This window comes from Paenibacillus sp. J31R122, assembly GCF_056269185.1.
Window position 1 is genome coordinate 1 of record NZ_JBWDNM010000018.1, and the last position, 23,181, is coordinate 23,181.

General features: G+C 45.6%; 18 protein-coding genes. 13 read left to right on the forward strand and 5 right to left on the reverse strand.

Annotation, left to right across the window (positions count from 1 at the left end):
• Positions 1 to 4,334: DUF4838 domain-containing protein (locus tag AC0YN7_RS24695; protein WP_475812687.1), on the forward strand; the 4,334-nt coding region annotated here is incomplete at its 5' end.
• Between the two features lie 207 nt (positions 4,335 to 4,541).
• On the opposite strand, the gene AC0YN7_RS24700 is transcribed toward AC0YN7_RS24695, so the two are convergent.
• From AC0YN7_RS24700 to AC0YN7_RS24710, 3 genes are read right to left on the reverse strand one after another with little or no spacing between them, the layout of a single operon-like run.
• Positions 4,542 to 5,189, reverse strand: a complete 648-nt coding sequence (locus AC0YN7_RS24700; RefSeq protein ID WP_475812688.1) for a DUF1054 domain-containing protein — start codon at positions 5,187 to 5,189, stop codon at positions 4,542 to 4,544.
• A 22-nt stretch (positions 5,190 to 5,211) separates the two neighbouring features.
• Positions 5,212 to 5,892 (reverse strand): response regulator transcription factor, encoded by a 681-nt coding sequence (locus tag AC0YN7_RS24705; protein ID WP_475812689.1) that lies wholly within the window; start codon positions 5,890 to 5,892, stop codon positions 5,212 to 5,214.
• A 39-nt stretch (positions 5,893 to 5,931) separates the two neighbouring features.
• A complete protein-coding gene (locus AC0YN7_RS24710) occupies positions 5,932 to 7,062 on the reverse strand; it encodes a sensor histidine kinase (RefSeq protein WP_475812690.1) in 1,131 nt (376 codons plus the stop codon).
• 219 nt (positions 7,063 to 7,281) lie between these two features.
• Between AC0YN7_RS24710 and AC0YN7_RS24715 the strand changes: the two genes are divergently transcribed.
• The 6 genes from AC0YN7_RS24715 (at position 7,282) to gndA (ending at position 15,119) form a co-directional block, all read left to right on the forward strand.
• The gene (locus AC0YN7_RS24715; RefSeq protein ID WP_475812691.1) at positions 7,282 to 8,226 is read left to right on the forward strand and encodes an ABC transporter ATP-binding protein; all 945 of its coding nucleotides are present in this window, start codon (positions 7,282 to 7,284) and stop codon (positions 8,224 to 8,226) included.
• A 12-nt stretch (positions 8,227 to 8,238) separates the two neighbouring features.
• Positions 8,239 to 9,399 carry an ABC transporter permease gene (locus AC0YN7_RS24720; RefSeq protein ID WP_475812692.1) on the forward strand — a complete coding sequence of 387 codons (1,161 nt, stop codon included), beginning with the start codon at positions 8,239 to 8,241 and terminating at the stop codon, positions 9,397 to 9,399.
• On the forward strand, positions 9,392 to 10,543 hold the full coding sequence (locus AC0YN7_RS24725; RefSeq protein ID WP_475812693.1) for an ABC transporter permease: 1,152 nt from the start codon (positions 9,392 to 9,394) through the stop codon (positions 10,541 to 10,543). Before AC0YN7_RS24720 ends, AC0YN7_RS24725 begins: the two co-directional genes overlap by 8 nt.
• A 363-nt stretch (positions 10,544 to 10,906) precedes the next feature.
• Entirely contained in the window at positions 10,907 to 12,610 is a 1,704-nt protein-coding gene (locus AC0YN7_RS24730; RefSeq protein ID WP_475812694.1) for a proline--tRNA ligase, read from the forward strand.
• Positions 12,611 to 12,824: 214 nt separating this feature from the next.
• Positions 12,825 to 13,421 (forward strand): hypothetical protein, encoded by a 597-nt coding sequence (locus tag AC0YN7_RS24735; RefSeq protein ID WP_475812695.1) that lies wholly within the window; start codon positions 12,825 to 12,827, stop codon positions 13,419 to 13,421.
• A 285-nt stretch (positions 13,422 to 13,706) separates the two neighbouring features.
• Positions 13,707 to 15,119, forward strand: coding sequence for an NADP-dependent phosphogluconate dehydrogenase (gene gndA, locus AC0YN7_RS24740; RefSeq protein ID WP_475812696.1), 1,413 nt, complete (start codon positions 13,707 to 13,709; stop codon positions 15,117 to 15,119).
• A 44-nt stretch (positions 15,120 to 15,163) separates the two neighbouring features.
• Here the strand turns inward: gndA and AC0YN7_RS24745 are convergent, their stop codons facing one another.
• Positions 15,164 to 15,463, reverse strand: coding sequence for a hypothetical protein (locus tag AC0YN7_RS24745; protein ID WP_475812697.1), 300 nt, complete (start codon positions 15,461 to 15,463; stop codon positions 15,164 to 15,166).
• Between the two features lie 143 nt (positions 15,464 to 15,606).
• Between AC0YN7_RS24745 and AC0YN7_RS24750 the strand changes: the two genes are divergently transcribed.
• The 6 genes from AC0YN7_RS24750 (at position 15,607) to ptsP (ending at position 22,620) form a co-directional block, all read left to right on the forward strand.
• Positions 15,607 to 16,155, forward strand: a complete 549-nt coding sequence (locus AC0YN7_RS24750) for a shikimate kinase (RefSeq protein ID WP_475812698.1) — start codon at positions 15,607 to 15,609, stop codon at positions 16,153 to 16,155.
• 59 nt (positions 16,156 to 16,214) lie between these two features.
• Positions 16,215 to 17,510: a 3-phosphoshikimate 1-carboxyvinyltransferase gene (gene aroA / locus AC0YN7_RS24755; RefSeq protein ID WP_475812699.1), complete on the forward strand. Its 1,296-nt coding sequence runs from the start codon at positions 16,215 to 16,217 to the stop codon at positions 17,508 to 17,510.
• A 36-nt stretch (positions 17,511 to 17,546) separates the two neighbouring features.
• The gene (locus AC0YN7_RS24760; RefSeq protein ID WP_475812700.1) at positions 17,547 to 17,981 is read left to right on the forward strand and encodes a CoA-binding protein; all 435 of its coding nucleotides are present in this window, start codon (positions 17,547 to 17,549) and stop codon (positions 17,979 to 17,981) included.
• Between the two features lie 121 nt (positions 17,982 to 18,102).
• Positions 18,103 to 18,780 carry a hypothetical protein gene (locus tag AC0YN7_RS24765; protein WP_475812701.1) on the forward strand — a complete coding sequence of 226 codons (678 nt, stop codon included), beginning with the start codon at positions 18,103 to 18,105 and terminating at the stop codon, positions 18,778 to 18,780.
• Positions 18,781 to 18,994: 214 nt separating this feature from the next.
• A complete protein-coding gene (locus AC0YN7_RS24770) occupies positions 18,995 to 20,881 on the forward strand; it encodes a glucose PTS transporter subunit IIA (RefSeq protein ID WP_475812702.1) in 1,887 nt (628 codons plus the stop codon).
• The gene (gene ptsP / locus AC0YN7_RS24775) at positions 20,878 to 22,620 is read left to right on the forward strand and encodes a phosphoenolpyruvate--protein phosphotransferase (protein ID WP_475812703.1); all 1,743 of its coding nucleotides are present in this window, start codon (positions 20,878 to 20,880) and stop codon (positions 22,618 to 22,620) included. Before AC0YN7_RS24770 ends, ptsP begins: the two co-directional genes overlap by 4 nt.
• Here the strand turns inward: ptsP and AC0YN7_RS24780 are convergent.
• On the reverse strand, positions 22,617 to 23,147 hold the full coding sequence (locus tag AC0YN7_RS24780; protein ID WP_475812704.1) for a type 1 glutamine amidotransferase domain-containing protein: 531 nt from the start codon (positions 23,145 to 23,147) through the stop codon (positions 22,617 to 22,619). The genes ptsP and AC0YN7_RS24780 overlap by 4 nt on opposite strands.
• Positions 23,148 to 23,181 lie beyond the last annotated feature (34 nt).

Below are 23,181 nucleotides of genomic sequence, written 5' to 3' on the forward strand. Positions count from 1 at the left end.
CAACACCAACACCAACACCAACACCAACACCAACACCAACACCAACACCAACACCAACACCAACACCAACACCAACACCAACACCAACACCAACACCAACACCAACACCAACACCAACACCAACACCAACACCAACACCAACACCAACACCAACACCAACACCAACACCAACACCAACACCAACACCAACACCAACACCAACACCGCCAACGGAACCGGAAGAGCTGGCGATTGTGAAGGATGGTAATCCGGCGGCAACCGTCATCGTCTCTGGAAGTGCGGATGAACAGACGAAGAAGGCGGCGCGCAGGCTGATTGAATATGTGAAAAAATCGACGGGCGCTGAGCTGACTTTACTTGTCGATGATTCCAAATCTGACAAAATAACGGCGGAGAATGGCGTCGTTCATGTTACGTTTTACAATAAACCTGTAGCAGCTCCGACCCTGGAGGATTTTACTGTCATTCCTTTCGTTAATGGAGTTGCGACTTTGACAGTACGCCCGGACTCCGTAACGTGGGATGCTGCGAAGAAAACAGCGAAGTTAACGGTGCCGTCCATAGCTGCGGCGGCAGTCCAGCAAAGCGTCTCTTACCGGGTTGCGTACCAAAATAGAGCTTCATTGGACAGTGCAAATGTGATCATAGAAGCGGATGCGCAAGCGCCGGTAAATTTAAACGCCTCTTTTGACATCGGTTATGCAGGAGAGGAGGATGCCAAACCTTGGAGATATTGGTATGAAGGTCGGAACGCAAGCACGGTGATGCTGCGAAGCAACGAGCAAGCGAGAAGCGGGAGCCATAGTTTAAAGGCTAGCGGCATCGGTTTAGCTTGGCTTAATGAGGATATTGCGTTGACGCAGCACGGCGATTTCGAATTTACGGCATACTTTTATACGCCGAAAGCTTCTCAGACCGGAGGAAAGCTCAGGTTATACTTGTATAGTCTAGATGCAGAGGGGAACTTGTTCCCAGATGGGAATGGGTATTATTCTGGTATATTCAAAAGCGAGTTTGTAATTGCTTCTGAAAGCGGAGGAGCATGGAAGCAACTGATATTGAAGGGGGAGCTCCCAGAAGAAATCAACGGAAAACCAGTAAGCCGCGTGCAGATTGGGGTGGAGTTGTTAAACTTTGAGTCAGGCGAGATCGTCTATATTGACGACGCTCAATTTGTGCAAGGGAATAACGAAAGAAAAGTTACTGATCACGCTGGGCAGCCGGCTGTGGGAAGCCTGTCAGCGAAGAAGCAGGGGTCATTGAACGATTCCAATACCGCCCCACAGACGCAAATCTATATAGGCAAAGAGTGGCTGACGGAACAAGAGCAGGCGGACCTGCTTACCGGCATGGTCGGGGATGGCTTTGTCATCCATCAGAAGAACAATCGTATTACGATCGCAGGGCCTACCTCGTGGGGAACCGAATTCGGCGTCAGCGAGTTTCTGGAGCGCTATGTGGGCGTGCGGTGGCTTATGCCTGGCGATGCTTGGGAGGATGTGCCTCAGAGCACGAGCTTATCCATACCTGCGAACGATAATGTGCGCGATGAACCGGCATTTTTCTCTCGCACGTCCGACGGTTACATTTCGAATACGCCTGTGAGAGATGCATGGAGAAGAAATAATCGGATGGGTGACTTTCCTCAGTTCGGTCATAATTTGTATGATTTATTCCCTCCTTCTAAATATAAAGACTCGCATCCGGAGTTTTATCCGCCGGGGGCAGACTTGGAGGATCCGCATAATCCGACCAATGGATGGCAGCCATGTTTCACTGCGGAAGGTATCGTGGACGAAGCGGTTACGAATATCAAGGCCTATTTTGCCGCTCATCCGGAGGCGGGCTCTTATTCGCTCAGCATGAACGACACGGTCAAATTTTGCGAGGCGAACCCGTCCCATCCGAATTATCCGAATAAAATCAATTCGATCGGCATGGTGGATATGTCCCAGATTTACTTCAATTGGGTGAATGAAGTGGCGGCGGGAGTCTTCGCGAAATATCCCGATAAGAAGCTGGGAACGCTCGCTTACTTTAATCTTTACGATCCGCCGGCAGGGATGCAGATCGATCCTCGTGTTATTGTCTATATCACGGATGAGCGATTGTCCTGGAATGATCCGGAGATGGGCGACAAGGGAAGGAGCTTGACGCAAGGCTGGAGGGATACCGGAGCGACAGTTGCCTTCTATGAGTACTTCTGGGGCACTCCTTACATGGTCCCGCGCACCAATTTTCATAACATGGCCGAAAATTATAAGTTTGCCAAGGCAAATGGAGTGAAAGCTTATTACAGCGAGTCCGTTATTAATTTCGGAGAAGGACCCAAGCCGTGGCTGGCCACCAAGCTGCAATGGAACCCGAATCAAGACGTCGACGATCTATTGGACGAATGGTACGAACGCGCGGTCGGTTCCGCTGCTGCGCCGGAATTGCGGGCCTATTACGACATCTGGGAAAATTTCTGGGAGGACAACATATTCGACAGCGATTGGTATAGAAGATGGAAGACTTCACTGCCGAGAATGAATTATTTACCTCTATTCGATGATACGTACATGCTGGAGGTTTCGAAAGCCGCTATAGCCGAAAGCCGGCGCCTGCTGGAAGCTGTTGCAACCAAGGCACAGACGCCGAAGCAGAAGAAGCGGGCGAATGACCTTCTGCACATGTTCGAATATTACGAAGCGTCCGCTCTCAGCTACCCGCGAAATACGGCAATTCCGCAGCCTGGCAACGAGACGGAGGCGCTGTCGCTCATTCAGTCGGTAGTCGAGCAGATGACGCTGGCGGATAAGCGCCTGGAGCTGATTAAGCAATTCTCCGACGATCCCGTCAAACAGCATCCTTGGGGGCCGATAGCTTACGGCAATACCCTTGGCGGATATGGCCGCGTTTGGTCTGGAATAACAAGCGAAGAGACCGATGCCATTGTGGCTTACCTGAAGCAGGAAGGTGCCGGGGGAGCTGCTCATATACGGCTGGAGGATTTGGCCCAGAATGCCCCGCTGGCTGCTATCAAAAGCAAGGCACGGCTCATGCTGACCCTAGCCGATGCCAATATTTCGGGTTCGAATATCGTCAAGAACCCGGGATTTGAAGAAGGGCTGAAGGATTGGGATATCTTCTTCGGAAACACATTGGCAGAGCTGACAGACGATTCGCATTCCGGCGATAAGGCGCTTGGCGTCAACATAAGCAGCCGGGAGCAGAGCCTGTCTCTAGAGCCAGGGAAGACGTATGTTTTGAAATTTCATGGGAAAATCGCAGGATCGGCAGGGAAGAAAAACTTGATCGGCATCAATTATTGGGATGTTCCTGGCGTTGGATTATTGGGCGATTACGTAACGGTAGACACAAATGATTATGAGCAGTATGTCGTCCATACTGTGGCACCTGTCCAATTCTCTCATGCGACGCTTGTGATTTATAACGATCTTGGCCCCGGCTGGGTTTATGTGGATGATTTTGAGCTATTCGAATTGTCTCCTCCTCAGGATGACATTGTTATTTCGAATCTAGTTGCGTCGAATGGGACGGTGCAGGCGGTGCTGAATAAAACTCCCGGCGTGCCGCCGGTCGCATCCGATTTCACCCTTCGAATGATCATTAACGGTGTGGCAACTGTCGAGATGCAGCCAAGCGCCGTGACGTGGAATGCGGCGACAAGGACGGCTTCATTAACGGTTCCGGCTGTATCTGCAGCCGCTGTTCAGCAGAGCTTCTCATATCGGGTCGTGTACAAAAACCAAACGCCGGCGGATAGCGGAAGCGTGATCATCAATGCGGATTCAGGCGCACCAATCAACACTAATCCATCTTTTGAATTCGGCTATAGTACAGGCGAGCAAGCCTTGCCATGGGTGTATACTTCCGAGCCGCAGGAGCCGGGATCAGCTCTGCTGCGAAGCAGCGAGCAACAGAGAACCGGCAGCTTCAGCTTAAAGGCTGTCGGCATGAATCTGTCTTGGCCTAATGTTACCGTGGAGTTGCAGCAGTACGGGCGCTACGCATTTACGGCCTATATCTTTACACCGGAACATTCGCAGACGAAAGGGACGGTTAAGCTGTTTGTGTATAGCAAGGATGCTAATGGAAATTTAATTCCGGATGGAAACAACTACTATTTGGGCATATTCTCGAGTGAAGTTGTGAACGCCTCCGAAAGCAGGGGAACGTGGAAGCAGCTAAAATGGGAGGGAGAAATCCCAGAAGCCTTCAACGGGACGCCAGTTCGTAACTTGATGATTGGACTGGAGCTAATAGGTTTTTCAAGTGGAGAAGTCGTCTACATTGATGATGTTCAGTTAGTCAAGGCGAGTGATAATTAGGCAACCTTCAAGCGTAAAAGCTTCATATCTTAGTAGGGGCATGGAAAAGAGTCAACTTTTCTCGATTACAGATTAATCAAATAAAACCGAGCCTCTGGATTCACTGCGGAGGCTCGGTTTGCTTATTGGGAGTCATATTTTGCCTCTTATCATAATTCATCGCATCACTGTCTACTCGAATAACCTCTTCTCTGTTTTATTATTGTTTTATAAATTTGCCATTCGATAGAGCGGCATTAGCTTCTCGTAGGTGGTGGAAGCGAATTGGAGAAGCGCGTCGCCATCTTGAAGGAGAGCATCTCCCGCCGGCACATGACGGCCAATCAGCAGCTCCGCTTTTTGTACATCGCGGAAGCGAGTGAGAGCATCGGTCCAATCCTGTTTGGTCATGCTGTTAACTGGGATAGATTCTTTTTTCATATGATCGAGTGAGACTACATAGTCATGTGGAACTGTCGCGATAACCTGATTAATTTGATCCAAAAAGGCTGCAGCAATATTTTTTTTATTTGGCACTTCATAGATAAGCGCAAGCCACAAAAACAAATGGTCGTCAAATAATCCAAGCTGAAAATGCGGATGTGATTTATAGCCTCGTTTGTTGCTGCAAATGGCAAGCCAAGTATCCTTTGGCGGATTTACTTTGCGTCTTGCATGTCTAGCAACATGCAAAAACATTTCATTTCCAGCGTGAACGGCAACATCAGCGCTTAGCTGCTCTCCAATTGCGCGGAATTTAGGCTGTATAAGCCCTTGAATGCCAGCCATTCGCTCTTCAAGACCCTCTAATTGAAACACGTCAAAGTCCGCTTGTGTAAAACCGGTTAATCCGGGTGAAGTCGTCACTGTTGTCATAGATATAATCTCTCCAGTCCATTCATCGATGAATGAGTTTTAAATAAAAAATTGCGATTTGAGTCCGGTCTCGAAGCTCGAGCTTGCCTAGTATTTCTGTAATATAATTTTTAATGGTGCCTTCACTTAAATGTAATGAAGCTGCAATCTCTTTATTGGATTGACCATCAGCGATATGACGTACAATTTGACTTTCAGCTTGTGTAAGTCCAGGAATCATGCTGCTCGAATGTTCAAAGCCGCTTGATGAGGAGAGAGGGGGTAAATGGACAGAACCTCCACTTGGTGTTTCTAACATGCCGGCAAGCTTGCGGGCGATATCAGGATGTATGAGCATTGAACCTTCGTACACCGTTTTAATGCCGTTTATAATGCGGCTTGGCGGTACATTTTTGAGCAGATAGCCATTCGCGCCATTACGTATCGCCTGTGCGATGTATTCATCGTCATCAAAAGTCGTTAATATTAAAACGGCAGGTGGATGATCGAGCGACCTTATCAATTTAGTACCTTCAACCCCATCGCAGCCAGGCATTCGAATATCCATAAGGACAACATCGACCTGGTTTTGCTGCACGAATTCTGCTGCCTCTTTGCCATCCTTGCAGATTCCGGCTACATGTAAATCCTGGTCTAAGTCCAAAATAACCTGCATGCTTTCTCGGATAAAAGGATCATCATCAACTACTAAGACTTGAATCATAACTCTCGATTCCCCCATTCTAAAGCCTCGACACAAAACCTATTCACCAAGCAACGGAAGGATGGTCGTTATAGTAAAACGGTCCGATCGCTGCCATTCAAGCTTGCCGCCAATGAGAGATATCCTCTCCCGCATGCCTCGCATACCAAGACCTGCTTCAATCGGCTCTTTAGGAAGAGCGCCGTTATTGGATATTTTTAAAGCGATGCTGTCCTTTAGAAATTCAAGATCGACCATTACAGCCGATGCTTGTCCATGACGTACGGCATTCGTTATCGCTTCTTGCGCATTTTTGAACAAAATAAGCTCCATGCTCGGATATAGAGGGCGAGGCATTCCATGGACCTGAAAGCTAATCGCAATGCCGAGCGCCTCTGCGGATTCTGCGACGATCCGATCTAACGCGTAGCGGCGGGCTTCACCTTCATCCGGCGCAATAAGCTTTCGGACCGTGATGCGCATCCGTTCCATACTATCTTGCAGCTGGTCACGCATTTGCTCCACAATACCGCGAGCCCGATTCACATCGCTATCAAATATGTGAATCGCCGCTTCGGACATCATCTTCACGCGGATGAGCCGATGACCCAAATCGTCATGAATATCTTTGGCGATCCGATTTCGTTCCTCAGCTTGGGCGTAGTGTTCGATTTGCGAGGCATGCTCAAATACTCTGCGTCTAGTCGCTTCCAGCTCCTCATGGCTTAAAGCTAATGCCTCATATAGTTCTTCTACCTGATGGTGTTTGTCCTCAAACTGATTAACCGTATATAGAATTACTGCATTAGCTGTCCAAAGCACTAGAACTGCCATGATCAATTCATTTTCTCTATCCAATATGCCTATTAATAATAAAGTGAAACCGGCTGAGGTCCAAGCTGTGCTGATTAATGGCGCAGGTTTTGTTCGGAAAACAGCAATTAATGTAGAAAACGGGAGTAGAAAGAGGATCCCACCAAATGTTGCCGATAGCCATGAAAAGCCAATCAGCTCTAATACTAACAAAATATTAATTGAACGGGGGAAGAAGATTTCAGCTTTAATGATCAGTAGAGCAAGCAGTACAAATGTTATATATATGGCGTACGAACCAGGTTCAACATTTTGGATACTTAAAATAGCAGGTACTATTACCAGCAAGACTCTAATCCGGTAAAGCAGTATATTCATACAGACAAACTCCCGTAACTGAATTTGCTTCATTATAGCATAATCTGATAGAGACGAACGACTGGATAAGTGCCTTTTCATCTAACGTTCATGTAGCTGTTAATTTTCAAGAGGTGACTTTTGTCATATTCAGAAGGTGACTTTGTAGACCTGTTGAAAGGAAATAAATGCAATACAATTGGTTTATAATCAAACAACGAACCGGAAGGATGAACAAATATGAGTCTCGTAACATTTCGTGAGGTTGTAAAAAAATATGATTCGACTTTAACGGTAAATCATCTAACTTTTAATATTGGCGAGGGTGAAATATTCGGGCTGCTAGGGCCCAATGGCGCTGGTAAAAGCACTACTATTAACATGCTGTCGGGCTTGCTTGAACCGAGCGCTGGCGACATAACGGTGGATGGCTATTCCATTCGCAAGCAGCCGCTTGAGGTGAAGCGGAGAATCGGTCTTGTGCCGCAGGAGCTTGCTATTTATGAAACGCTGACAGCGCGAGAAAACGTTACTTTTTTTGCGAAATTATACGGTCTTCGAGGTAAGCTGCTGAAGGAAAGAGTGGATGAGGCGCTGCAGTTCGTCGGATTGCTGGAAAAGGCGAGGGATAGACCGTCCACCTTCTCTGGCGGTATGAAAAGACGGCTAAATATTGCTTGCGCCATTATGCATCGACCGAAGCTCATTATTATGGATGAACCAACGGTAGGTATTGATCCGCAGTCAAGAAATCATATTTTAGAGTCAGTCAGAGAGCTGAACAGGCTTGGTTCGACCGTTATTTACACAAGCCACTACATGGAAGAGGTGGACTCCATTTGCTCCAGAATCGGCATACTCGATCAAGGAAAGCTGATTGCCTGCGGGACGAAGGAAGAATTGAAGCGTCAGGCAGGGCAAGCGGAGAAGCTAGTGTTTGAAGTGGATCGCAGATACGAAGCTGCCTTGACTGAGATGAAGGAGCACCCGGGCGTTAAGCAGGTAGAAGAGGTGGATAATGGCAAGCTCGTTGAAGTTACCGTGAAGGAATCGCCATCCATTCTGCAGGATCTCCTGTTTATCATTCAAAAGCATGGGATCACACTGCGTAAGCTGACGCGTGTTGAGCCGGACTTGGAATCGTTATTTTTGCAAATGACCGGACGCACTTTACGTGATGAATAGGAGGTAACAAATATGCGAGAATGGTTGATTACCGCTTATTATGAAGTGCTGAAATATAGTCGTATGCGTTCGGTTTTGATGATTTTGATTGTGTTGCCTTTACTGCTGATCTTATTGCTCGGCAGCGCGTTTAACTCTGAGCTCAAGCCTGCTAAAGTAGCGGTATTTATGGCCGATCAAGGTGATCTGCGAGCAAGCATGGATGCTTTTTGGAGCGATGACAGGATGAAGACATACATCACACTTGTTGATGCAAACTCCCAGCAGGAAGTTCAAGATTCTGTGCGTGAAGGGATCGCGGATTACGGTGTCTTCGTCCCTGCCGATTTCTCAGCTAAGCTAATTAAGGGAGAAGCTGCAAAATGGAACACCTACTCCGGGCGCTACGAAGAGAAAAATTTGGCGGTAGAGGCAGCAGTGAACAGCTTTTTGGCCAATGTTAACCTGCAGCTAGCTGCTATTGCGACACTTGGCATAGAACAGGCCGGTGCAACAGAAATGGATCAAGCTGCTGATTCATCCGCTGTTACCGTGGGCACGCTTGGATCGGGAAAAGACAAGGTGTTTGGGGAGACATCCGCTATACAATATTACTCAGTTGCCCTCTTGATCATGTTTCTATTATATGGAGGAATGTCAGCTGCAATCGCGCTTTTGGATCAGAAAAGCAACGGAACGCTGCAACGGTTGTATACGATACCGACCTCTTTTAGTGCTGTCGTATTCGGTATTATCGTCGGTGGCGTGATGCTTGCCGCTTTGCAATCCGTTATTATCATTTCGTTCACTAAGTATGTTTATGGAGTCGATTGGGGAGGTCATTTTGACTGGATTGCACTTATCTGTCTACTAACAACATCTGCTGGAGCGGGACTTTCCATTATTATCGCATCCTACGCCAGAACGAGAAAAACGATGCAAACCATATTTACAATCTTTGCTTTCAGTATGACCTTTATAAGCGGCGGAATGATGCCTGGAATTGAAAATATGGTTGGAGGCGCAAATAAATGGACGATAAATCATTGGGCGAATCTAGGTTTGAGAGGCATTATGAATGAAGCAGACGCATTAACGATTTGGAACAGTATCGGTATACTTGCATGTATCGCAGTCATTCTTTCTACATTTGCGGTCATACGACTTCCCAAGGTGGTGAAAAATCATGCCTAGCTTGCATATTGCGGCAAACATTATTCGCAGAACGATGGGCACACGGCGAGGACTTCTCATGAACGTTATGATTCCCGCGATAATATTGTCAATAATGGCAGGATTGTTTGCAAGTTTAGAAGGTCAAAGGGCCGTTATTGTTCTAGGTAATAATGACACAGGAATACTTGGCGGTTATCTTGCAAAATCTTTAGAAGCTGAACCGCTATATGATGTGCGCATAGATACGCTTGCTTCGGAGAAGTCGTTGAAGGACGCTGTAATGGATGGGAAGGCGGATGCTTCTGTTTATATCCCGGCTAATTTTACCGACAAAATGATAGAAGGTTTACAGCCCAAAGCAACTATGTATCGGATGAATGAGCAGCTGTGGAACGTGTCACTAGCTACGATGCTTGTAACGGAAGCTAATAAGCTTTCTTCTTCTGTGAAGTTAATTAATAGCTCAGGAGCAAGTGATACTGATCTTAGTAAGCTCAAAATGCTGCTAGATTCTCAAATGAAACCCAAAGCGATCGCAGAAAATATCGGTATGAAGCTTGGCACTATCGTCTCGAATCCGATGATGGTGGGACTCATACTCATGTTTGTCATGATGCTTTGCAGTCAATCGATTGGATTTGTTATGGAGGATCGCGAGCAGCGTACGATGGCTAGAATGTTTACCGCGCCGCTTCGCTCTATAGATATTGCCTTTGGTAATTTTCTGGGAAGCGTGCTTGTAGGCACTCTTCAAGTGGTTATTGTGTTGAGTTTGACTTATTATGTGTTCGGATATTCCCCAGGCGTTTCTTTCGGGGAGATGCTGCTTGTCATTGAATGTTTCTTGTTCGCCGCAGTGGGGCTCGCGTCTGCATTTGCTGGGCTGGTGAGGAACAGCACGCAGCTGTCCCAAATCAATAATATTATTATTACACCGACCTGCATGATCAGCGGCTGCTTTTTCCCACTAACCTTGCTTCCTGATTTCATGCAAAAGCTAGCTAACTTCACTCCTCAGAAATGGACAATTGGAGCAATTGATTGTCTAGGCGGAGGCGGCAGCATGAGTGATATCAGTCTTCCATTATTTATTTTAATGTTATTTGCAGCCGTTACGATAGCCTTTGGTTCTGTGGTGCTTAAACCTAATCAAAGAAGTTAATCGGCTTTCTAGCTGCTTAACAAGATAGTGCTTGACTTCAATGAACATTGTATTGTAAATTTGTCAAAAAGTTAATAACATAACAACAGCGTTGACCAAGGCCATAATATTCAACACACGTTCCTGGCAGAGAGGAAGCCCCAGGCTGTAAGGCTTCTATGAACGATTGAATATCCCTATCTTGTGAGCTGCAGCGATGCGCCATTTTCAGCATCTTCTGCCGGAATCAGTATTCCGTTATTTTTTGAGAGCTGTCTGTATTTTTTTACAGCTATATTAGGGTGGTACCACGAACGCATTCGTCCCTTACGAATGCGTTTTTTTGTATTTTCACAGCAACATACTTATTTGGAGGACGATAAAATGAGACAAAGCCAATTATTAATGCCTACATTACGCGAGGCTCCATCTGAAGCAGAGGCTTCGAGCCATCAGCTTATGCTGCGCGCGGGTTTAATTAGACAAGTTGCTGCAGGAATATACACTTATTTGCCGTTAGGAAGACGAGTGCTTAGAAAGCTTGAACAAATAGTTCGCGAGGAAATGGATCGTGCAGGCGGTCAAGAACTATTAATGCCTGCAATGCAGCCGGCAGAGCTGTGGCAGCAATCCGGTCGTTACGAGGTATACGGTCCTGAGCTTATTCGTCTGCGGGATCGCCATGAACGGGAGTTTGCGCTAGGACCTACTCATGAGGAGGTCATTACTTCCTTAGTACGGGGTGAAGTCAATTCCTATCGTCAGCTGCCTATCACCCTTTATCAAATACAAACGAAATTCCGCGACGAGAAGCGCCCACGCTACGGCTTGCTTCGCGGCAGGGAATTTCTAATGAAGGATGCCTATTCTTTCGATGCGGACTGGGAAGGCTTAGATCGCAGCTACAATAGCATGTACGATGCATACAACCGAATTTTCACGAGATGCGGTCTTAATTATCGTGCCGTGGAAGCGGACGCAGGGTCTATTGGCGGCGAGGGCGGCACACATGAATTTATGGCACTGGCGGATATCGGCGAGGATACAATAGCATCATGTAATTGTTGTGATTACGCGGCTAATTTAGAGAAGGCCGAATATGGTGCCCTGCAGCAGGCAGCAGATGAGCGGTTGTTGCCACAGGTTGAACTTGAGAGGCTTCATACGCCGGATAGCAAAAAAATTGAACAGCTTGTTCAAGCACTTGGCTTTGATGCATCGCGGTTTATGAAGACATTAATTTATATGGCAGATGGAAAGCCAATAGCTGTCATATTACGCGGAGACCATGAAGGGAATGAAATCAAGCTTAAAAATGCGCTTGCTGTTGAACAGCTTGAATTAGCTGATCATGAAACGACGGAGCAGGTAACTGGAGCGCCGGTGGGCTTTGCTGGACCAGTGGGACTTACGATTCCAATTTATGTCGACTATGCGGTATTGAATATGGATACGGGTATAGCAGGAGCTAATGAGAAAGACTACCATTTCGGAAATGTACAGCCAGGTGTTCATTTTAAGATGGCTGAAGCGGGCGATTACAGAAATGCGGTTGTTGGAGATAAGTGCCCTCGCTGTGAGCAAGGCCAATTAATCTTTAATCGTGGAATTGAAGTTGGACATGTGTTTAAGCTTGGGACGAAATACAGTGAAGTATTACATGCGCGTTTCTTGGATGCTGCGGGTAAAGAACAGCCTTTCATTATGGGCTGTTATGGGATTGGTGTGTCTCGTTTGCTCTCAGCGGTGCTTGAACAGCATTCTGATAGCAATGGAATCATATGGCCTGCTACAATTGCTCCCTACCATGTTCATATTGTTCCTATTTCCGTAAAGGATCCAGTCATGATGGATTTAGCTGCTCGTTTATCAACACGACTAAGCGACGCCGGCATTGAAGCGCTGCTCGATGATCGCGATGAACGTCCTGGGGTGAAATTTAAAGATTCTGATCTTATTGGCATACCGCTGCGCATAGTCGTAGGAAAGCAAGCAGCGGACGGAATTGTGGAGTTGAAATGGAGAAACGAACCACAGTCACAAGCTTACCCTCTGGAGGAAGCCATTTCTATTGCGTCTAAGCTTTAAATTCCGCTGCTGTAGGTGGAATAATAAATAATATAGGGCATAAGCCATCCTGCTCAGTAGGAGGGCTTATGCCTTTTTTTAAGTTTCATTGATTTAATCCATAAAATTAGTCAATAATCCAAGTTGCCATAACATAGGATGGAGTATAAGATAAACGTAAGAACAAATTATCAGAATTTTTCGTCAACTATACTGAAGTAAGGGAGGGATTGCCGTGAACAAGAGCCACGAAGTGGAATATTGCAATTTGGAGCTGCGATTTGACCGCCGGCAAATCCAAAATCTCATCCGTGATCTTATTCAGGAAGGGTACTCCTTGTATTGGAGCGAGACGGACGGACAGTTTCTAGTATCCATTCGTACGGGTCGTAAGCTTGTCAAACTTCGATTCCAACGCATGAAGAACCGTTACAAAATTGTAGGCGATTATATTATTAAGGATGAGAAGCTGTCGGAATTGCTTGAAAAGCTGATTAATGACACACGTGGACATGCGGTTGTGAAGCGCATTAAAGATCGTCAAATCGTCATTGAGAGTATTATGTTCGGTGAGATTATACGACTTGTGGAGGTGTCCGGTATGGAACATCGGATTATTTATCAGAAGAAGCCTTTCGTTACAATTGAGGAGATGATTAAAGCTTTTCAATCGAAACGCGCGGAGGAACGCGCTGTCGTATTACGTTATGAACTAGATTATGAGCTGTCGATGCTGTTTGACGCACTTCAAGCTGGAATTGAGGAAGCGGTTACGGAATCGAAGGAACGTCTCGCCACACTACGCACAGAAATGCTGCAACTGGAGCTCTAATGATGAATGTTTTCCCCCATATGAGACATAAGAAGCGATCACATGCTGTGAGCTAGTAAGCAGCTTTTGATCGTTTTTATGTTGTTTGACTCGTCGTAGACTTGAATATGCTAAACGTTTTGTTTTGGCAATTTGGCGTAATATAAGGTAAACTTTCTAAAGTGGTCAAAAAAACTAATGTGCCTAATTCGACATTTTCCCTGCAAACAGTTTTCTTCTCGTTGCAAAAAGAGTAAAATGAAACTATTATGACCCAAAATAGAAGATGAAGGATGGAAGAACCAGATGTCAAAACAACAAATCGGTGTTATCGGATTGGCAGTAATGGGTAAAAACCTTGCCCTTAATATTGAAAGCAGAGGCTTCACGGTTTCGGTATTTAACCGTTCTCGCGAGAAAACGGATGACCTTATCCAAGAAGCAGCAGGAAAAAATCTTGTGCCAACTTACACGATCGAAGAATTCGTTCAATCGCTTGAAGTTCCGCGCAAAATCTTGATTATGGTTCAAGCTGGAGCTGGAACAGACGCTACAATTGATTCCCTTGTTCCTCATTTGGCTGAAGGCGACATCATCATAGATGGCGGTAACGCATATTTCCCTGATACCGTGCGCCGCAGCAAAGATTTAGAAGCGAAAGGCTTCCGCTTTATCGGAACTGGCGTTTCCGGTGGTGAAGAAGGCGCTTTGAAAGGTCCTTCGATCATGCCAGGCGGCCAAAAATCCGCTTATGAGCTAGTAGAGCCAATCCTTACTGCTATTTCCGCTAAAGTTGGCGATGATGCTTGCTGTACATACATCGGACCAGACGGTGCCGGTCACTATGTAAAAATGGTACATAACGGAATCGAGTATGGCGATATGCAGCTTATTTGTGAAGCGTATGACCTTCTGAAAAACGTGTTGGATGTTAGCGTTGAAGAGCTTCACGAAATTTTCGCTGAGTGGAACAAAGGCGAGCTGGACAGCTACTTGATCGAAATTACGAGAGACATCTTCTCGAAATATGATCCTGAGACAGGCAAGCCGATGGTTGACGTTATCCTTGATTCCGCGGGTCAAAAGGGTACTGGAAAGTGGACAAGCCAAAGCTCCTTGGATCTTGGAGTACCGCTTTCTATTATTACAGAATCCGTATTTACACGCTTCTTGTCCGCAATGAAAGAAGAGCGTGTCGCAGCAAGCAAAGTGCTTAGCGGTCCAGCTAAAGCTCCTTACCAAGGCGACAGAGCGGCGTTCATTGAAGCTGTGCGCAAAGCGCTGTTTGCAAGTAAAATTTGCTCGTACGCACAAGGCTTTGCTCAAATGCGCGCGGCATCCGAGGAATTTAACTGGGATCTTAACTACGGTGAAATCGCGATGATTTTCCGCGGCGGCTGTATTATCCGTGCACGCTTCCTGCAAAACATCAAAGACGCATACGATCGCGATGGCAACCTACGCAACCTATTGCTAGATCCTTATTTCCAAAACATTGTTGAGTCCTACCAAGGCGCTTGGCGTGAAGTTATCGCACTAGCAGTAACGAACGGTGTGCCGGTACCTGCTTTCTCAAGCGCGATTGCCTATTTCGACAGCTACCGTACGGAGCGTTTGCCTGCGAACCTGCTTCAAGCTCAACGTGACTATTTCGGTGCTCATACTTTCAAACGCTTGGACAAAGAAGGAAGCTTCCACTTTAACTGGATGCAATCGTAATTGAAAATTACGTTATCGAATCAGCCCAATTCATCTGAAGTGTATTAATAAAGACCGAAGGCCGCTTCCTTTAACCAGGTACGCAGTCGATCTGCCTCTTGGTGGGAATGATGTCTGCGGTGGATTAAAGACATTGTTGCTTCGGAGAAGGAATGAAAGTTTTGTATTAAACGTGGCTGCGAGAGATCCATTAATGCTGGATCTCTGTCAGCCACCTTTTTTTTAATATATTCAAGCATCCATACGACATCCTCTCGGCAAAGGGGATGATCCGGATTCAATATGCGATTAATTCGTTGCTCGGCTTTGTGGGCAGCAGTTAAGTAGTTAGGATCAGTTGTCATAGCTAACGTCACTCCTATTTTCAAATATGCATCATTATCATCAATACGACATAAGTAACTTTTTTATACCCTAGTCTTACAAAAAAATGATATGATGTTGGGGAATTAAGGCTTAGGATGAATGAAAAGGGTGAGACGGTTCGATGGAAACGCAACGATTTAACAAAGTAGTATTAATCGGTTTTATGGGAACGGGAAAGTCTACCGTCAGCAAGCTGCTTGCTAAGAAGCTGGACTGGGCTCGTGTCGATGGCGATGAGGAAATTGAAAAGCATGAGAAAAGGCGAATTTTCGATATTTTTGCTGTTGATGGAGAAGCTAGCTTTCGTGTTATTGAGACCAAGGTGCTAACTGCCATCTTAGATGCGGAAGAGCCTGCGGTTGTTGCAACGGGTGGCGGAGCTGTATTAAGTGATTTTAATAAGGAGCTTATGCTCAGCAAAGGTTTCGTAGTCGCACTGAAAGCGAATTCAGAGCAAATTATTGCAAGGGTAAAAGCTGATACGGAACGACCGCTGCTGCAAGGCAATGCTGAAGACAATGTAAGGCTATTGCTGGAGAAGCGTAAGGATGCTTATCATTTTGCTCATATAACTGTTGATACGTCAGAATTGACTGCTGATGAGGTTGTCGCCGTTATACTGGAGCAATGGGAAGCCTTTAATTCGAATTCATCGCCAACTTTGGCATGATGCATAGCACCGAACTTAATGATGCGTATATTTTATAGTAGAAGGAGATCATACAAACTATGGACGTTTTAGTGACACCAACTCCAAAGCTTGAAGGAGAGCTTCAAGCGCTTTCCTCCAAAAATTACACGACTCGCTACCTGCTGGTGGCAGCTCTTGCTGAAGGAACTAGCACCATTTATTATCCTGCTCACAGCGAGGATAGCGATGCTATGCGCCGCTGTATTCGTGATCTTGGAGCAATTGTAGAAGAGGATGATGAAAAAATCGTCATTACCGGCTTTGGCCGTCATCCGAAGGCTGTCGAGCAATTAGATGTAGGTAATGCAGGCGCCGTATTACGTTTTCTTATGGCAATTGCCGCACTTTGTCCTGATGTTACGTTCATTAACCGCTATCCAGACTCTCTAGGCAAACGTCCTCATAGTGATTTAATCGAGTCATTAATCACAATGGGAGTTTCGATTGAGCATAATGACGGCAAGCTTCCAATTACTATACGCGGAGGGCAGCCTAAAGGCGGAAAAATTCAAGTATCGGGCAACATCAGCTCACAGTTTTTAAGCGCGCTTTTGTTTTTGACGCCGTTACTGGAAGAGGATAGTGAAATTGAGGTCTTGCATGATTTGAAATCCAAAGTAGTCATAGGACAAACATTAGAAGTTATTGAGCAAGCTGGCATCGTTATTCATGCCGATGAGGATTATATGCGCTTCCGTGTGCCAGGTCGTCAAAGCTATGAAGCCAAAACCTATTCCGTTCAAGGCGACTACCCAGGATCAGCCGCAATTCTAGCTGCGGCGGCAGTAACGGAATCAAATGTGATTGTCCACCGTTTGGAAGAGAAAAGCAAGCAGGGTGAGCGTGCAATCATCGATGTGCTCCAAATGATGAATGTTCCTCTAACTCATGAAAATGGAATTGTGCATGTTAAAGGCAACGGTAAGCTAAAGGCTGTAGAATTCGATGGTGATCATGCTACGGATGCGGTATTGGCTATGGTCGCGGCAGCTGTATTCGCTGAAGGCACCTCCAGATTTTATAATGTGGAAAACCTGCGTTACAAAGAGTGTGATCGTATTACGGATTACTTGAACGAGCTGCGTAAAGCGGGAGCGAAAGTAGAAGAGCGTCAAGCTGAAATTATTGTACATGGCAGACCAGAAGGCGTTGAGGGTGGCGTGGAAATCAATGCGCATTATGACCATCGCGTTATTATGGCTTTGACTATTGTAGGTTTACGCTCTAAACAACCAATACGGATTCGTGATGCGCATCACGTGGCTAAGTCGTATCCGATATACTTCGACCATTTACAAGCATTAGGAGCAAATGTCGAATGGATTGAAGGATAAGGTATAAACCTATCATTTTAAATGGAGGCGTTAATATTGGCATTTGAAAATCCTTCTCGCGAACATATTAAAAGTATTTTGCAACAAAGCACTACGGTTGCTGTTGTAGGGTTGTCAGACAAACCGGATCGTGTTTCCTATATGGTATCTGAAGCTATGCAAGCGAAAGGATATACGATAATTCCAGTTAATCCTAACGCCGATATGATTTTGGGAGAGAAAAGCTATGCGTCCCTCCAAGATATTCCTGTAAAAGTGGATATCGTGAATGTATTCCGTAGAAGTGAGCATACGCCGCCTGTTGCTGAGGAAGCGGTAGCGATTGGTGCGAAAACATTGTGGCTGCAGCTAGGCATAGCCAACGATGAAGCAGCAGAAATCGCAAAAAAAGGCGGTATGGAAGTTATTATGGACCGTTGTATCAAGGTAGAGGATTCCATATTGCTTCCTGGTGGAAAATCCAAATCATAACAGTAATAATAAAAGGCTGACTCCTGCACAATAAGTAAGGCTTCAAGAGCGATTACTGCGCTTGTTATAAGCGATGTAGTTACCTGAAGACTTTCTGAATGTAATCCAAGGAGGATACGACGTGAATCAAATGTCGCAACAGTCGGGTAATTATCAAGGTCAACAAGGTTATCAAAACCAGTACTCAGACTTTCAACCGGTAGGTTACGTACAGTCACACTACCAAGGCCAACTAAGCCAACCGACTTTTGGCAGACAAACAAATTCAATTGTTTCGAATCAGCCAGTAGGGTATCAATCGTCTAATCAATATAACCAAGGCACACAACATTTTGCGCCTACTGGCTATGGGGCATCGTCACAGTCTTCAGGGTCGTACAATACGTACAATTCACATCAGCCAGTACAAAGCTATGCCCAGTCGCCCGCAACAGCATTTGGTGATGTTGGTCCCGTTATTGCTCATTATGGTTATCAAGCTGGTCCAGACAGCCAACAATCGCACTACCAGCCATCTTCGTATAATCAGGGATCACAGTATGGTCAGCAAAATATGTCCAATTACAGCGGAAATGCGCAAAATGCTTCTTATAACTCGCATTTCAATTCCCAAAACAATTATTCACAGTTGAATTCACAAAATGAGTATGGTGGTATGACTCCGACACATTCAAACACGTCGCTTCATCCCGTATATCAAGCAACTAACGCTTATCAACAAGCAGGCCCAGTAATTGCTAAGTACGGCTGGCAAGCGAATAGCGCTGTGGGCTCTCCATACAATGGCGGTCAACGCTAATAATTAGTAAGCAGAATTAAGAAGAGAGAATCATCAACAGCGGCGGGCCATTACGGCTCGTCGTTTTATTTTGACAAAAACGGAGCAAACGCTTAACATCTTAATAGATATTAGGGAAATGCTAACGCTTACGAAGTAAGTTTTGCTTCGCAAAACTTTAGGTTAATGCTTACGAAGTAAGTTTTGCTTCGCAAAACTTTTAAGGAGGTGCAAGATGATTTTTATGGGTAGCCTGCAGCAGCTCGGCAGGGCTGTCATGCTGCCGATGATTGTACTGCCGGGGGCAGCAGTTTTTTTGAGTCTAAGTAAGCTGCCTTGGGATTATATTGGAATGCCGAATATGGCAGGTTATTTATTAACAGCGAGTGAAACGATATTTACCTTTTTGCCATATATATTTGCACTTGGGATTTCACTTGGGTTAACGGGTAATGCGCTTGCAGCTGGTATGGCGGCGCTTGTAGGGATGATCATTTACAGCGGCATTACAGGCTCTGCTGAAGTGACAATTGAGCCTACGGTTCTTATTGGTACATTAATCGGCATAGTCTCAGGTGTAAGTCACGAGCGCTTCAAAAATCTCAAGCTGCCGGAATATATTCAGTTTTTTGGCGGGCCGCGTTTTGTTCCCTTATTTGTAAGTTTTATTTCTTTGCTTTTTTCGATTGTCATGATTCAGATCGCGCCATATTTGCAAAGGATGCTTATTGAGCTAGGTGAAATTGTTGCTTCTGGCGGCGGCTTCGGTGTATTTTTGTATGGGTTCGTTCATCGTATCTTAACTGTGTTTGGCTTGCATCACTTAGTAAGTCATGTATTCTGGTTTCAAATAGGCGGTTTTGAGACTTCAACCGGTGACATGGTTTATGGCGATTTGCCGCGTTTTTTTGCTGGAGATCCAACTGCGGGGTCCTTTATGGCGGGGTTATATCCAACGATGATGTTTGCGTTGCCAGCTATTGCTTTCGCCATTATTCATGAAGCCCGCGAGGACTTGAAGCCGAAAATTCAGAAGACGTTTCTTTATGCCGCCTTGGCGTCGTTCTTAACGGGTGTAACAGAGCCTGTTGAATTCGCTTTTTTGTTTGTAGCGCCATATTTGTATGTCGTACATTCAATTCTTTCAGGAATCATTATGTGGGTTACATATGAGCTTGGAATTAAGCATGGTTTCTCCTTCTCAGCTGGAGCAATCGATTATGTTCTCAACGCGCATTTAGCGACGCGAGGCTGGCTGTTGATTCCGATTGGCATAGTCGTCGGACTTGTTTACTACTTCTTGTTCCGCTGGGCAATTAGACGTTTTCGAATACCAACGCCTGGGCGTGAGGAAGGATCGCAGCTCGATGAGTGGGTTGGTGATATTCCTTACCGTGCTCCTCTTATTTTGCAGGCAATTGGCGGTAAGCAAAATATTGTTCGTATGGAATCATGTATTACAAGGCTTCGGCTTAAAGTATCTAATGAAAAGCTTCTAGATATTAACGCCTTGCGTAACTTAGGTGCCGCAGGTGTCATTAAGCTTGGCGGAGGGCATGTACAGGTTGTTTTCGGGACCTATTCGGAGCTCATTCGTGAAGAAATGATCAAAACCATCCATCGCGATCAAGCACAAGTGCTGTTTCATTCTCCTATGCAAGGGCGAATGATTTCACTTGATGATGTGCCGGATCCTATATTTTCAGGGAAGCTTGTTGGACAAGGGGTGGCATTCATTCCTGATAAAGGTGAGCTTGTGTCACCGGTTAAAGGAGAGGTCATTCATATTTATCCAACGATGCATGCTATCGGCATTCGCACACCAGAAGGTCTTGAAGTGTTGCTGCATATTGGTATCGACACGTCGAGACTCGCCGGAAAATCATATTTTAACGCAGTCGTAAAAGAAGGCGATGAAGTAACGCCAGGAATGCTGCTCATTCGATTTGATTTGAATCGCGTTCGCAAGGAAAGCAAGTCGCTCGCAACGCCTATGGTCATTACCAACTCAGATATTGTTCATTCATGGAGATTCGCCCCATATAAAGCAGTGAAAAAGGGACAGTCCTCAGTAATGTCAGTTGTAATTAAAGAGAGAAATAGTGGAGGGGAAACACAATGATTCATGGAATAGGAGCGTCGGTAGGCATAGCGATCGGGAGAGCGTTTGTCTTGCCAAATTGGGAGTGGGAGCTGCCGGAGCAAAAAATTGATGTGGCCGACTTCGCCCGTGAGTTCGAACGTGTATACGAAGGTATTCGTACCTCTAAATCCGAAATCGAGCAGATTAAGGATGAGCTGAAGGATGTTGTAGGCTCTGAGGAAACACATATTTTCGACGCGCATCTCGCTATTTTGGACGATCCTGTCTTTATGAATGAAGTACAAGGAATTATTCAGCGGCAATATAAAGGGGCGGAAGTTGCGGTAAAGGAAGCGATCGACCATTTCGTGACGATGTTCGATTTGCTTGATGATGAATATATGAAGGAACGAGCGCTTGATATCAAAGATGTTGGCAATCGACTGCTTAAGCATTTAATAGGAGCACCTGAGATTAAGATGCCATCAGATACTCAGCCTTTTATTCTAATAGCAAAAGAATTATCTCCTTCACAGCTTGCTCATATAAACCCACAGCATGTGCTAGGTATCGTTACGCTTGTTGGCAGCGCCACCTCGCATTCTGCGATAATGGCACGCGCATTAGGCGTTCCGCTTGTGGTTGGCGTAGAGGGGAAGCTGGATGAACCTATCCAAACGGGTCAAACCATCATTATTGATGGAAGTGACGGAAGTTTACACATTAATCCGGATCAAAATATTATAGATTCATACACAGCATTGCACGGACATCAAACGGAAGCGAAGATGAAGCTGCATGGTATCGCAGGTCATCTTCCCGTGACGCCAGATGGCAAGACGCTCGAACTTGCAGCGAATATTAGCTCCTTTAAGGAACTAGAAATAGCTCTTAGCAGCGGGGCGCACGGTGTAGGATTGTTCCGTACGGAGTTTCTATACATGGATCGGCATCGCTTTCCGCTGGAGCAAGAACAATTCGAGATTTATCGCAGTGTTGCTGAGAAGCTTAATGGTGAGCCGCTTGTAATTCGAACACTAGATGTTGGCGGTGATAAACAACTTGATTATTTCGAGCTTCCTGAGGAGGACAATCCATTTTTGGGTTATCGAGCAATTCGTATCTCACTTGATCGTCAAGACCTGTTTAAGACGCAGCTTCGTGCAATATTACGTGCGAGCCACTATGGTCAGGTTAAGCTTATGTACCCGTTAATTTCTTCTGTTGATGAAGTGCGGGCTGCAAATGCAATCGTAAACGAAGCTAAGCTTGAACTGGAGCAAGAAGGTCTGCCTTATGATAAAGGTATGAAAATCGGCATTATGATTGAAGTGCCTGCAGCCGTTATGATTGCTGATCTGCTCGCGCAGGAAGTTGACTTCTTTAGTATTGGAACGAATGATTTGGTACAATTCACATTAGCTGTGGATCGAATGAATGAGGAAATTTCTCACCTATATGAGCCTTATCATCCTGCGCTGCTGCGTATGCTGCGTATGACGGTTGATGCTGCAAAGCGGAATGGAATTACGGTTGGCGTATGCGGGGAACTAGCTGGTGATTTGCGCGCGCTCCCGATCTGGCTGAGCCTAGATGTTGATGAGCTGAGCATGTCCTCACATGCCATTTTGCATGTAAAGGAAAGGCTGCTGATCACTACGCAAGAAGAGAGTCAGGAAGTTTTTCATCAATTGCATGAATGCAGGACAAGTACTGAGATAAAGGCATTGCTGAACGGCTTTATGGCGCGAATAGACAAAAAAACAGTGAATGGTTAACCCATTCGCTGTTCTAGTGCGTCTACGAAAGCTTTTGCGTATTCAGGAAGATCAGGCGGTCGGCGTGCAGATATAATATTTCCGTCTACCACGACCGCTTCGTCATACCATGTGGCTCCCGCATTTTCCATATCATCGCGAATACCAGGAGTTGAGGTTACTTTTCGGCCTTCTAAAATTTTCGCTGAAATGAGTACCCAGCCCGCATGGCATATTTGACCGATTGGTTTGTTTGCAGCATTCAACTCTTGAATCAATTGCAATACTTTAGGATAACGGCGCAGCTTATCTGGCGCCCAGCCACCAGGTACGAGTATCCCAATAATATCCTCACTATTTACTTCGTCGAAGGATAGATCGGCGATAGCAGGGACGCCATATTTTCCGATATGCTTTTTACCTTTTTCTGGACCTGCGTAAAGAACGGTAGCTCCAGCTTCACGAGCACGATAAACTGGGTACCATAGTTCCAAATCTTCAAATTCGTCGTCCAGCAAACAGATGACGGTTTTGTTTTGTAAAGACATGCAATTCCCCTCCATCTAGTAAAAGTCTCTATTA